Origin of the sequence: Methanosarcina sp. 2.H.A.1B.4, assembly GCF_000979385.1 — an archaeon.
GTDB lineage: Archaea > Halobacteriota > Methanosarcinia > Methanosarcinales > Methanosarcinaceae > Methanosarcina.
Map to the genome: position 1 here is coordinate 39,271 of NZ_JJOV01000033.1, position 12,726 is coordinate 51,996.

At 41.5% G+C, this 12,726-nt stretch carries 10 protein-coding genes; 4 read left to right on the forward strand and 6 right to left on the reverse strand.

Going from position 1 to position 12,726, the window contains the following annotated elements; genetic code table 11:
- Positions 1-22: 22 nt before the first annotated feature.
- The 4 genes from EO92_RS05500 to EO92_RS05515 form a co-directional block, all read right to left on the reverse strand.
- Positions 23-1,849 carry a glycosyltransferase family 4 protein gene (locus EO92_RS05500; RefSeq protein ID WP_082107947.1) on the reverse strand — a complete coding sequence of 609 codons (1,827 nt, stop codon included), beginning with the start codon at positions 1,847-1,849 and terminating at the stop codon, positions 23-25.
- A 357-nt stretch (positions 1,850-2,206) separates the two neighbouring features.
- Positions 2,207-3,013 carry a DUF1638 domain-containing protein gene (locus EO92_RS05505; protein ID WP_048169898.1) on the reverse strand — a complete coding sequence of 269 codons (807 nt, stop codon included), beginning with the start codon at positions 3,011-3,013 and terminating at the stop codon, positions 2,207-2,209.
- Positions 3,014-3,362: 349 nt separating this feature from the next.
- Positions 3,363-4,202, reverse strand: a complete 840-nt coding sequence (locus EO92_RS05510) for a DUF1638 domain-containing protein (RefSeq protein ID WP_048169899.1) — start codon at positions 4,200-4,202, stop codon at positions 3,363-3,365.
- Between the two features lie 161 nt (positions 4,203-4,363).
- Positions 4,364-5,194: an ABC transporter ATP-binding protein gene (locus EO92_RS05515; protein WP_048163082.1), complete on the reverse strand. Its 831-nt coding sequence runs from the start codon at positions 5,192-5,194 to the stop codon at positions 4,364-4,366.
- 591 nt (positions 5,195-5,785) lie between these two features.
- Between EO92_RS05515 and EO92_RS05520 the strand changes: the two genes are divergently transcribed.
- A complete protein-coding gene (locus tag EO92_RS05520) occupies positions 5,786-6,142 on the forward strand; it encodes a hypothetical protein (protein ID WP_048132168.1) in 357 nt (118 codons plus the stop codon).
- Positions 6,143-6,294: 152 nt separating this feature from the next.
- Here EO92_RS05520 and EO92_RS05525 read toward each other — a convergent pair whose 3' ends face one another.
- Positions 6,295-6,789 (reverse strand): GNAT family N-acetyltransferase, encoded by a 495-nt coding sequence (locus EO92_RS05525; protein ID WP_048163153.1) that lies wholly within the window; start codon positions 6,787-6,789, stop codon positions 6,295-6,297.
- 308 nt (positions 6,790-7,097) lie between these two features.
- Here EO92_RS05525 and EO92_RS05530 point away from each other — a divergent pair, with 308 nt between their 5' ends.
- Positions 7,098-7,817 carry a DNA alkylation repair protein gene (locus EO92_RS05530; protein ID WP_048169902.1) on the forward strand — a complete coding sequence of 240 codons (720 nt, stop codon included), beginning with the start codon at positions 7,098-7,100 and terminating at the stop codon, positions 7,815-7,817.
- Positions 7,818-8,513: 696 nt separating this feature from the next.
- On the opposite strand, the gene csa3 is transcribed toward EO92_RS05530, so the two are convergent.
- Positions 8,514-9,155: a CRISPR-associated CARF protein Csa3 gene (gene csa3 / locus EO92_RS05540; protein ID WP_048169905.1), complete on the reverse strand. Its 642-nt coding sequence runs from the start codon at positions 9,153-9,155 to the stop codon at positions 8,514-8,516.
- Between the two features lie 139 nt (positions 9,156-9,294).
- On the opposite strand from csa3, the gene cas6 reads away from it, so the two are divergent.
- Both cas6 and cas10d read left to right on the forward strand, forming a co-directional pair.
- Complete coding sequence (gene cas6, locus EO92_RS05545) at positions 9,295-10,164, forward strand: CRISPR system precrRNA processing endoribonuclease RAMP protein Cas6 (RefSeq protein WP_048169907.1); 870 nt, start codon at positions 9,295-9,297, stop codon at positions 10,162-10,164.
- Positions 10,164-12,725 (forward strand): type I-D CRISPR-associated protein Cas10d/Csc3, encoded by a 2,562-nt coding sequence (gene cas10d, locus EO92_RS05550; RefSeq protein ID WP_048169909.1) that lies wholly within the window; start codon positions 10,164-10,166, stop codon positions 12,723-12,725. The genes cas6 and cas10d overlap by 1 nt, the downstream gene beginning before the upstream one ends.
- Position 12,726 lies beyond the last annotated feature (1 nt).

A 12,726-nucleotide genomic window follows, 5' to 3' on the forward strand; every position in this document is an offset into this window, starting at 1 on the left:
AAACCTCAACTCGTTCCGGATTTCATTTTTTCCCTTTCCCGGAGACTTCATTTTCCTGCTTACAGAAGCGTGCCCCGCTTATCAGTTCATAATACTGTTCTGTAGGGTTTTCCCAGTCCATATCCTTTGCAAGGAGAAAAGCTTCCCTGCAGAGAAGTTTGTATTTCACCCGGTCGTCTACGAAATTTCTGGTAAAGTAACTGACTGCCAGGGCGTAGTCAAGGACGGTCTCATAGTAAGAAAGGTCTATGTTGTCTACCACTATTACTCCACCAAGACCTTCTACCAGGGACTCAATAGTTTTTATGGCATCACTGAAACCGCAGACCCGGCTTACCACGCTTGGGGTCCCCTCTCTTCCGGCTTCAAGTCCCGTGAGCAGGAACGGGTCGTAGCGGGAGGGAAAAACACCGGCACAGCAGCCTGCCATAAAGTCCCTTACTCCCATTCCCAGCCCTCCGTCCTCTGTTGAGATAATCTGGGGGTAGAGAACCGCTGCAACTGAACGCTTTCCCCTTACCATCTTCGGGAAATCCAGCCCTCTCTCCTCTATCATCTGCTGAAGCCTCAGCTCGTTTCCTACAAGCACATCTTTTGGCAGGTTTACCGGAAACCCTTCCGGGAGGTTATTTTTTGGGCCTTCTGCAGCTACAAGGAAGCAGATTACCTTTATCCCCTCTTCCATGTGCCCTTCCAGGATGCTGTTCCTTATTACATGCTCGAGAGCCACAAGGGAATCGAGAAGGTCAGGGTATCCTTTATTTTCTACCTCTATGCGGGAGATTGTGAAAATGGGAATGATCTTTTCGGGTTCGATCTTTTCCCCTCCGTGATATCTGTACAGGTTTTCGGAAAGGAAATTCCGGATATGTTCAAGGCAGCTTTCTTTCCGGTTCCAGTCTATTTTTTCGGATGCGATGGTTATCCCGTTTCTGATGACAATCCCGTTAATCCCGTAAAAAAGTCTGGCTTCCTGACGGGTAGATTCCCCTACTGCCGTAACCGTGTCTGCGTACAGGGCAAGGGCTTCGAGGGAGGAAAGGTTTTCAGGCACACCGGGAGGCCATGTACTGTCATTGTTTCTTCTTTTTTGAATGGAGTTATATCCGGCAGCCCTGCCAGGAAGGGTAGCATGCAGGGTTGCGACAGTATTTATCGGGACTCCCAGTTTCTTAAGTCTCGCAGGCGCATAAAATACCCCGAACTCATGGCAGTGCAGGGAAACCCCGGGACAGGGAATTAAATCTTTACCCGAGCCTGCCTCTTCTGCCCAGGTGTCGGCAGTTTTGGGAGCCGAACTTACAAGGAGCCGGATAAGCTCGGAAATCGAATGCGAAAGAGAAAGGTAATGGGTATATTCCGCGCCATTTGGCATGCTTTCATATCTCAGGGAGTCAAGCCCCAGGAGTTCATAGGCTTCGGTTTTGACCCTGCTTTCGAGAGTCATCTCTTTTCCCATATATGCTGAGCGGATTTTTCCAAAATCAGAGGTCTGAAATTGCAGGTAACCTATCCGGGTTTTCCCTACCATTTCTTCTCCTGTGAAAACTTTAATGCCTTCGTTTTCAAGGGCTTTCAGATTTTTCTCTAGCTCTCCGTCAGAGCTGAGAGGATCAAGCCCGTTCATATCCGTAATCCTGCTCAAGCCCCGGTTCCAGTCCGCGCCCCTGTGCCCGAAATATGGCCCTGCAACAAGGATTTCCGTGTCTTCTTTTGCCTTGAGTTTTCCGGAGTCAAAGAGAGCCGCAAGGCTATGTGCCTCTTCATTAATGACGTTCCAGATCCCACCCATTTTATTTGATGCAGGACCTGCCTCTTCTCCGGCAATTATTATGAAATGGTTTCTCAACTCCTGAATTCCCCCTCAGGTCTTTTGCAGTTAAGATTTCGTGTCCTTTTTTAATTTGCCTTTGAATATTAATACTTATAAATTGATAAAGGAAACTGATAGGGGACGGTAAGGCGGAGAACATAATGTGATAGGTGTGAGACCGAAAACTGTAAACTCAATATAATCCAGAGCCGATCTAAAATCCCTTTCTAAAGATTTCGACCGGCTATTGGTTTTTGCTCAAAATCACGAAGGAAATCACGAAGGAAATCACGAAGGAAATCACGAAGGAAAGAAATATAGAAAAAAAGAAGAAAAATGAAAAAGATTCCAGGACTGAAACAAGGTTGGAAAAGAAGCTTTTCAGACCCGTTTTTAGGCATGAGTGTGAGGGCAAGCGTCGAGAACTGAAGCTTTTATTTTTGCGTAACAATTCTCTACAAGCTGCAGAGTCCCTTCGAGGTCTGTGACCTCAAACTCAAAGAGGGTAGAGAATTCCTTTACACAGGCATCGAAGTTTTTTTCATAGGCAAGGCCTGTATTTAACCTTGCAACCTTTTTGTAACCCGCATAGTCAAAGACAAACTTTGACATCTTAATATCGTCCGGGTTCTGGCTCAGGCCTGCAGTCCGGATCATTTCCCTCCAGTTCACGGCCCACATGGGGGTCATGAAAAAGGTCCCTACTCCTCTGCAGTTTTTCAGGGCTTTGAGGTACTGTCCCCTGCCTCCGAGTACAGCCCCGATGCAGTCATCCACGATTTCTCCGTTTTCTTCTTTGAGGATGCAGACCTTGCAGTCCAGGGCTTTGAAGTCTTCTTCAATGTTTCCGAGTACGTTTCCGCACAGCCCGTAAAAGAGCAGGACTCCATCCGAGCGGGGAGCCATAAGTTCAACTTTTGAATAAACGGTTTTTTTAAGGTTTTCAGGGATTGCGTGCAGGGCAAGCTCAAGCATGTATACAATCAGGGTTAAACCTCTATCTTCCCCTGCCGATTTTTCGGGAATTTCTTCAAGGGGGAGAGCAGTGTATGCAATTCCTGCTTCGGCCATCTTTCTCGTGATACCGTTGCAGTCTTCGTTTTCCACTACGAGCACTTTTCCAATCTCAGGGTCGTTTTCAAGAAGGTGCATTATCTCGTCTTCGAACATCCTGCACCCTATTATGGTCATTACTGGCATGTTTAATTCCTCTGGCATGTGCAACTCATTGTATTCTCATTTTGAAAGCTGACAGGGTGGCCCCTGAGGGATTTCATGTAATATCCAGAATAATGTTCTTAAAAATTATATTCTTAAAAAAATCATATAATCAGGTTTTCTACAAATCAGGTTTTCTACAAATCAGGTTTTCTACAAAGCTATATTTTTACTTTTAAAAATATCCAGTTATTATTTTCAGTGTATCCTTATATACATGAGCGTTATTAAAATGCACTAATTAACCGTCTGGTATATTTCAATAACTTGACGTAATACCTTCAAGATAGTTTCGAATTTCAAAAAAAGTTAATCGTTTTTGAGTCAATCCTCAGGTACTAAAACTCTTTAAGCTCTTTTTGAACAAAATGTTTTCAGGCTTTAAGTGGGGTCTGAGCAGCATATTTTGCATTTGATTGTACGATTTTTGTGCTATTTCAGTGCTACCTTCAAATTCTATGACTTCGAAACCGAAGTTAAGCGCAAATTCTTCTATTTTTTTCTCAAAATCAGGTTCATAGGAAAGTCCTGTGTCGACCCTTGCAACTTTTCGATACCCGAGTTCTCTCAGGTTTTCAGGGGTGAATTCGAAACCCGAAAGCAATTCATCATCCACTCCGAAAGCGTTTTTCCAGTTTAAGGCCCACATGGGAGTTAAGAACAATGTATCACTGTGGCTTTTTAGAATTTTCCGGTAGCGAGAGCTGCCTCCAAGGGTCGCTGCAATGCAGTCTTCAAGGGGTCTGGCCGGTTCGCCTGTGCTTCTGTCCTGCAGCAGCTGTAGAGAGCATCCGGTATGCGCAAAATCGGTCTGTATCCGGGAAAACGCATGCCCGCAGAGCCCGTAAAAAAGGAGGATTCCGTCTGCAAACCCGGACATAAGGCTCAGGTTTGTATATGTTTTACTTCTGAGCCTTGAAGGGTTCATATGGAGCCCGATCTCCTGAAGCTGGACAATGACGCTGAATTCATCACTTTGCTCCAGGCAAGCCCTGATCTCGTAAACAGGTAGGACCACTGGCTCAAGCCCTTGAGCTTCAAGTTTGTTCAGGAGGCCTATGTTTTCTTCGTTTTTTACGAGGTAAATTCTTTCCACTTTAAGGTCATTTGAAAGCACATGAACAATTTCATCCTCGAAGATCCTGCAGCCTATTATGCCCATCACTGTCATGATATAGACTTTATCCGGGACTATTAAAGAATATCCTTATCGGGAGAGCTAATAACTCTTAGTGGAAAACGTGGGTTTTTAAATTTTGAATCCTTTTCCTCTGTCCCGGTAAGCTCTGGAAAGGGTGGATTTTCAGGGCTGGAACCGGAATATGCTTTTCTTCAGCTCCAGGTCTGGTAGTAACCTTCTTTTTCCAGGACTTTTACGGAGAGGGAAAAAAGTTCAGAGAGGTTTGCATCTGTCAGGACTTCCTCCTTTTTCCCATCCCTGAAGACTTTCCCTTCCTTTATGAGGACCACACGGCTGATTTCGGGAATGACATCCTGCAGGTTGTGGGTGACAAGAATCACACTTTTGCCTGAATGCGCAATTTTCCGGACACTTTCGCGGAAACTGTGAAGGGCTTTTAAGTCAAGGCTGTTTGCAGGCTCGTCCAGGAAGAGAGCCTGCGGGTCGTGCACAAGAGCCCTCCCTATCAGAACTTTTCTTGCTTCTCCTGTGGAAAGTTCGCACATCGACCTGTCTGCGAGGTGGGAAATCTCAAGGAACTCCAGAACTTCCTCTGCGCTGGCTTCCATTTCAGGGGTCACTTCGTGGTTGTAATATATGCCTATGCTGCTGAAAAACCCGGAGAGTACCACATCAAGGACCCGGATCTGGCGGCAGCAAGTCTGCTGGAGTTCCCCGGAGACTATCCCGAGTAGATTCCTTAGCTCAAAAACATTCCAGGTCTCCTTACCCATGATTTTCAGTACGAGCCCGTCGGCTCCTGCCAGTGGGTGGTACTCTTTTGTTAATGTCTTTATAAGGGAGGACTTGCCGGAGCCATTGGGCCCGATAATTGCAACATGTTCTCCGGGCTTGATGGAAAGGGATACAGAGTCAAGGATCTTTTTCCCGCCTCTGACCACCGTAACATTTTTCATTTCCAGCAGGGAGGGAAAGTTCTCCATCCCCGGGGTTTGTAATTGTTCAGCCAATTGTTCAGCCATTAGTATCATCTTTTAGTTTGAAATCAGATTTTCAGCTCGTACTTTAGCCACTTTCAGCCCGTACTTTAGCCACTTTCAGCTCGTACTTTAACCGTTATTTCCAGCAGGGCTCACTTCTGGATTTTGCGGGATCACTTTTTACTGGAATTATCTTTTCGTCGGAGTTTTCCTTTTAGTCGAAATTCTCCTTTTTATACCTTTTCCATACTTGCAACATAGTCCTTAACTTACCGACAAATCCGACTAGAAAAATTCCTTCATGTCATATATTAGAAACACGGGGCATCTGTTAGAAAAAACATATGAAATTTATTTACAAACAATATCAGGAGCCTTTATTTTTTCTTTTTTCGTTTCAGTTCTAATAAATCCTGTTAAATAAATATTTGCCTGTTTATTTGCTTATTTAAGTTTGTTTAGACTTTCGTTCCATATTCGGTAGCCTGTAAACTCATCAAATATTCTTAAAACCAGTTACGTCCCCCTTCCTAAAATTTGTAAACCTCTATCTTAGTTTCTTACGTTTATATAATCTTATAATCTAAAGTCGCTTTAACCGAAAAACAGAGAAGTACTTGAGGGGGGTTTTTGTTGAAAGTTAACTATATTCGGAGTTCGTTCAGGTCTTTTCTGTACGATATCCGGTTTATCATCCTTTTCTATGTGATCGGAGACTGGGCCTCTACCTTTTACGCGCTGCCGTTCGGCGCAGAATATAACCCTGTTCCTGCAATGATCCTGGAAAAGTACGGAATTTATCATCTCCTGCTTATCAAAATTGCATTTGTCGTTTTGCTCTTTTACGTAGCACCGATAATAAAAACGTCAAAGGGACGCTGGGCTCTCACAAAACACATAATAGAATCCGTAGGTATCCTGGTAACGATAAACAACCTTATGGTAGTCTGGTACGGAGTCAGCCTTATAGAAACTGTGGGGCTGGTCTGAGTTTTTACAGACCCTCCGAATTCAGGCCTTGTTTCCTCCTTTTTTATTTTTTTCCCACTGGTCGATCCGAACTCTATTTTTACTGCTCACCTGTTGCTGCCCTGTTACTTGCCCGCTGCTTACCTGCTGCTTACCTGCTGCTCACCTGCTGCTCACCTGGTTTTGGCATATACGAAGCAGTCATAATACTCTTTCCTTATCCTGTGGATCTTTTTTGCGACCCCTTCTTTTTCGTATCCGCACTTCCGGGCAACCTGTTCACTTGCGAGGTTTCGAATATCCATCAGGATAACAATCCTCTGTAATTTCAGTTCGCCAAAACCAATTTTCTCAAGCTGCTTTACAGCTTCGGTTGCAACCCCTTTCCCCTGGTAAGCGTTATCCACAAGATAACCGATTTCCCCCGCCCACGGCCTGTGCTGGTCTATCCTGATCCCGCAGATTCCTGCCAGTTTTCCGTCAAAAAGAATTGAATAGTTGTGTTCAAAATTGGTTTTCCGTTTTACCTCGTTCAGATTCAGGAATCGCTTTTCATCCTCAAGGGTTTCGATCGGGATTTCTATAAACTCAAAGTCCGTGTGTGTGAGAATTTCAAAAAAACGCTCGGCATCGGAAAGTTCCTGAGGGCGAATCTTCACTTGAGGCATGATGGAAAATTGAGCTTTCCTCATGAAAAATGTTTTTAACGCCTTCCATTTTTCTTTCCGGATTTTTTTTCCAGATCTTATTTCAACAGATCTTATTTCAACAGATCTTATTTCAACAGATCTCTTTTCAACAGATCTCTTTTCAACATATCTCATCCGAGTCAGCGTACCTTTCTCATCCGAGTCAGCGTACCTTTCTCATCCGGATCAGGTACCTTTTATCCGGATCAGCGTATCTTTCTCATATCTGACCATTTCTCGTGCCTGAAAAATAAGATATAAGTAAACCTTTTATTAAATACAAAACTGTGCAAACCGATGTCGTATCCAGGATCAGGAAGGACTTGGCCGGAAGCGTTGACGAAAAGACAAAAAATAGTTGTTCCCGCTTTTTTAAAGAGGAAGTGAAGTGCTATGGAGTTAAGTCTTCCGTTGTCGGAAAAATCGCAAAGGACTATTTTAAGGAACTGAAAAATGCAGGGCAGGCGGACAAAAAAAATATCTTTTTCCTGTGTGAAGAACTCCTGCAGTCGGACTACTGCGAGGAAGCCTATATCGCCTTTGAATGGGCATACCAGGTAAGAGCCGAATACACCGAAGCCGACTTCTCTATTTTTGAGCACTGGGTCGAAAACTACGTTAACAACTGGGCGAAATGCGACACCCTCTGCAACCACGCGGTTGGCTCTTTTATCGAAAAATTCCCACCTTATATTGAAAACCTCAAGCTCTGGACCCAATCGGACAACCGCTGGCTCAGGCGTGCGTCCGCAGTAACGCTTGTCCTGCCTGCAAGAAAAGGCCTTTTCCTGCCGGAGATCTTCGAAATCTCAGACCTGCTCCTTACAGATAAAGACGACCTCGTCCGGAAAGGCTACGGCTGGATGCTGAAAGAAGCCAGCAAACCCCACCTGCAGGAAGTCTTCGATTATGTCATGAAAAACAAAAAAGAAATGCCCAGGACCTCCCTCAGATACGCAATCGAAAAATTCCCCGAAGACCTCCGGGTCAAGGCTATGGAAAAATAAGCTGCGGAAAAATAAGCTGCGGAAAAATGAGTTGCGGAAAAATGAGTTGTGGAAAAATGAGTTGTGGAAAGTTAGGCTGTGGAAAAATCAAAAATGAAAACCGGAAAATCGCGATTAAATATTTCGTTAATGAACAGGCGATACAGAACAGAGCAGAAAGAGCAGACTGAGAGAAAGGCAGATCGAGAGAAGGGCAGACTGAGAGAAGAGCAGACTGAGAGAAGAGCAGATTGAAGGCTAAGAAAATTTAAGGGAGCAGGGAGTTTTTCTGATACAGTACCCCCATACTGCATCTTTGAACTCCTTTCTCCCCCATGTTTCCTGGTTTTCTTGTTCCCATATATTTTGCCGGCAGTCTGGTCTGCAGGCGGATCCATTTGTGCAATCTTTGTCTGTCTGCCAATTAATTGAATGTCTTCACAAGTATTTTTTTCTATTTGCTCAGTAATGAGAAGGACTTAATATGTCTGAAGTTCTGATGAGAAAGTTTACCCACTTTCTACTCTTTCTATGCTTCCCCCGATAATGTAATGTGTCAGAGATTCTTTTTTTTCATTTCTTGAGATAAAATGTGAAAATTTGAGAGTTGAGGGGAAGGAAGAGAAATTCGAGGCATAAAAGTTTCGATAATTTGGGCATAAGCTTCATTTCGAGATAACAACAGGTCAATTGTCATCACTGTAAGGACGCTTTAATTTAGTTTTTTATTTTTAAAAAGATCTTCCCTGTAGTTGTAGTAGAAATGTACTTTGTTTTTCCTTGATGGTTAACATTAATTGCTTTCAGTTCCTTTAGTTTGTTGAGATTTCTAGAAATTGTGCTTTCAGAAATTTGCAAACGATCAGCTATTTCTGATGCTATGGTGGGTTCATATTTTGCAATATCTTCCAGCAATATGTTTAGTTTTTCATCCAGAGCATTTACGATGTGAGGTAATTGAATTTCTCGGAGTTCACGATCTACATCACTATAATTAGTGACTTTACTTATTTTTTCTGTTTGAGTCAGGCATGCAATTGAGAACGCTAAAAATATGTCTCTTGAGCCTCCGGAAATATTGGCAATTATTTCTGTCTCAATGCTTTCAAATAGATCAATTATCGACAACAGCATAGAGTTAAAATCAAGATGATTAACCTTGTGGACGTCTACTTTAATAGATTGGTCAATTTTTTTGGCTATATCTTCAATTTCTCTTACTGATTGTTGCCCACGCTGATCACTTTCATCTTGGGGTTTTATTAAGACTATTCTATCGTTTTTCTCGATTCCGTATTTCACGATAAGTGAAAAAAATTGTGAGGTGTCAAATCCGAGTAAAGAGACATAGGTCTTCATCTTTCTTTTATATGAGATTATTTCATATGAATAACTTTTGCATCACATCTGTGCAAATGTCCCAACACAATTTCATTATATTGCAATTATTGCATTTTATAGGAAGCCTTATATTTGTTGAATGTTAATAGATAAATAGATGCCTCAGAAAATAATCCTAAAGTTTAAGCCAAAAACAAAATTTGAGATTCCTGCAAGCAATGGCTATCAGATATATTCAGCTCTCCTGGCCAGAATTAAATCTGGAAATGAGGAGATCAGTAAACACATACACGATTCTTCCATAGGTTCAGTTTCAACAAGTGGGTTAAGTGGCAGATTCCGGAGAGGTGAAAGACAAAACTATAGAACAATTTCCCCTGATAACGTGTACGAAACCCGCATTGGTATAATTGATCCAAAAGAATCTGAGATATTTAAAGCTTTAATAAGTCAACTTCTTTTCTCAATTTCAGAAGAAAATATCGTAATTGAGTTGGATGGTGGGGACTTAGAAGTAGTCGAATGCCAATCTGAGGATGAAAGCTTTGACCAAATTTTAGGAAAAGTTGCGGAACTAAATGGTAAGACTATCTCGATAAATGTAAAATTCAAAACACCTACCTGTATCCAATATAAAAACAGTAAGTCCTATGAGATGTTTCCTCATCGGACAGCAGTTTTTTATTCCTTACTTTCGAAGTGGAATTCCATCTGTCCAAGTGAATTAAAAATGGATCTTGAAAGGGACGAAATTTCACGGTATATTCTGGAAATGCCGGATGCAAGCTCCTATCAAACGCATAATGTGATGATTAATACTATTTTTGATAAAAACAAGGGTCATTACAGGCCCATTTTTAATCCTGGATTCACCGGAAAATGCACTTACATGTTTTCCAAAAATGTTCCCCAAGATATCAAAAATGCAATTTTGATACTTTCTATTTTTGCGGAATACAGTGGAGTCGGAAGTGCTGTGAGCCGAGGATGTGGATGTGTGGATGTTGAAGTGAATGAGGTATTATAATGGTATCAGATGCTTTACAGGATCAAATTAGGAATCTAAAAATTTTTGGAGACATTCCTTCAATTTCTAATGAAAAAGAAAAAGAGAATCCCGCCCTTTTTGAAGAGTACATTAAAGAAGTGGACATTAACCTTGTAGAAATGGGTATGGGGTTCAAAGCTGCAAAAAGCGTTGAATTTGGAAAAACTGACCAAAGCATGCTCAATCATATTAGAAATGGTATACTATTTCTTCTCCGCTTCAATGAAGCTCTCGATAAATTCAATGTTGTGTCACTGGATGAGCAGGGATTAAGAAACTGTGTGGCGCTTTTTGTGGTACATGATCTCCATAAACTGGAATTTGGAGAATTTATGGATGATAACTTTGCAGTAAAGCATGATTTTATGGACGCAGAATTCGAAATCCCTGTAGAAGCAGTCGAAAATTTTGTAAAAATAGCAGGATTAAGAAAATTTGCACCAAAGTTAACAGATGAAGATTATTTTTCAGTTGCTGTTTCTCTTCACAAAAGCAGATTTTCCCGTCCTGGTGCTCGCACTTCCCGGTTTATGGATTTAGAGCCCTTTTTGTATTTGATGGATAACATGGCAAGCTGTACATCTCCTGAAGAAGCTGCCTCTATTCGATCCCTAACTGCCTTGAGGGACGGATTTCCACAAAATTCACCAGAAGACCAATTAAATCTCCAGTACCACCTTTTGGATGATGTTAAAGGCATACTATCGGGTATAATCAACAAGTCAGTGGCTGATTTAATGGAGGAGCATGGATTGATCATGCTCATGGCCTACCAAGACGGTTGTGTATATCTGTCCCGTGGAATGCAGCATGTAGCCGTATCTGAAGAATTTATTGAAAAGATGTATCTGACTCTTGAGAATAATATTCAACAATCAACACCCGCATTAAGTGACTCTGAATCCTTGACTAAAAAATTAGAGACTCCAAGACTCGGGTATTATGGGCTAAGTGATGAATATTATTTTTTCAGTGGGCCTGAAGCAATGCTTCGTGCATTTATTAGTAAATCCATAACATCGGCCCATTCAGAAAAAAGAACTGGTCTATCTGATTCGATAATAGAGGGGATGAACCGTGTAGATGAGATTGTTCCTATTGAACTTGAAATAACTAGTGAAGGCCAAAATATTTTATTAGAATTTTCAAGGGCTGTAGCCACAGTTCATAAAACCTTTGTATCTAATATGATTTCTGATAACAAGCAGGCTTTGTTAAAAACTTGCGAGATCTGGAAGGTGCCAGATAATGTTAAAACCCCCCTACTAAAAATAATGGACAAAAATCCTTCCTATCTTGCAAATGGTGGAAAATGGGAGTATTCTTACGCCATTGGTCAGTGCGTGATGAATCAGGAATGTAACGGGATAAAGTTAAGAAATGCCGATGTTCCAGTAGCAACCAATTATATTGTAAGCCAAATTCGAAATGAACTCATTAATATGGAACAATGGGATGCCTTCATCTCTGAAAAAACCGATATTTACCGAAGAGAATTCACAGAATATCTTCAGGATGTTCTTTCGGTGAATGGAACTATTTATTTAAATGAAAGCTCAAAACTTAGTGACCATTTTAAAGAATATGAATCAAGTGGAAAAATATGCAACCTATGCAACCGTGGCACTTTACTCAAAAAAGAAGACATGAAAAATAAAAATTCTTTTATTAGTTTCAATTTCACAAACAGGGTTTTTGTGGGCAAAACCAAGCCAGATAATATACTTACCTGCATCCCCTGCGGAGTTGAGCTTGCTTTAAGAAAGAATGGGTTTAATGCTTCAAAAGCCAAAGAAATGCTCTATTTCCATTTCATTCCAGACTACTTTTTCACTCCAGAATCTTGGGACTTAGTCGAAACAATATTTACAAAATTTTCAGATGAATCTCGGGTAAGAACGGCGGAACTTTCAAGAAAAATATTTAATTCAAAATATGCTGTCAGTGATCCTGAAAAAGAGGGTGATGTTGACATCTATGATTCCTGGCTCGGGTCTCTAGCAGCTGAGATTAACGAAGGTGAAAAAGCCAAGGGAATGAATATGTTTCAGTATATGGCACAGGGATATATTAACAACATTGGGAATGCCAGTGTAGTTTTTTATAAACCATCCGAAAACACCACTGAATTCCATTTCTTTGGGGTTTATATTGCCATGGTTATTGCAGCATATACCGGGATGAGGGTTGTAGTGAGCAGGTCTCCTATTCCTGCAATGCGTGGAAGGGATTTCAAAGAAATTATAGGCATTGATTCAATAAATTCTCATGTTACAGAATTTTATGGGAAGTCCATAGCTCTTTCTCAACTTGAAGATACAATAAAGGCTGCCAGTGCGTTGATTCGTCTTGGATATGCAAGTTCAGGAATGAAAGACTCTCTATTTTCTAAATTTCTGAGAATTGTGAGAGATGAAAAACTTCCAGGCTCGTATCTTCTGAAAATGGTATACAGAAACTCAGGTAGTGAATTTGCTGATGTCAATATCCGGGATTTACTGGACGAGGCTCTGTTTCTGGATCACACAGTACAAAGGTAAA

Bases quoted from the DNA above. Each gene is read 5' to 3' on its own strand.
- cas6 (WP_048169907.1), top strand. From the start codon at position 9,295: ATGCCTCAGAAAATAATCCTAAAGTTTAAGCCAAAAACAAAATTTGAG.
- cas10d (WP_048169909.1), top strand. From the start codon at position 10,164: ATGGTATCAGATGCTTTACAGGATCAAATTAGGAATCTAAAAATTTTT.
- csa3 (WP_048169905.1), bottom strand. From the start codon at position 9,155: ATGAAGACCTATGTCTCTTTACTCGGATTTGACACCTCACAATTTTTT.
- EO92_RS05510 (WP_048169899.1), bottom strand. From the start codon at position 4,202: ATGACAGTGATGGGCATAATAGGCTGCAGGATCTTCGAGGATGAAATT.
- EO92_RS05515 (WP_048163082.1), bottom strand. From the start codon at position 5,194: ATGGCTGAACAATTGGCTGAACAATTACAAACCCCGGGGATGGAGAAC.
- EO92_RS05525 (WP_048163153.1), bottom strand. From the start codon at position 6,789: ATGCCTCAAGTGAAGATTCGCCCTCAGGAACTTTCCGATGCCGAGCGT.
- EO92_RS05505 (WP_048169898.1), bottom strand. From the start codon at position 3,013: ATGCCAGTAATGACCATAATAGGGTGCAGGATGTTCGAAGACGAGATA.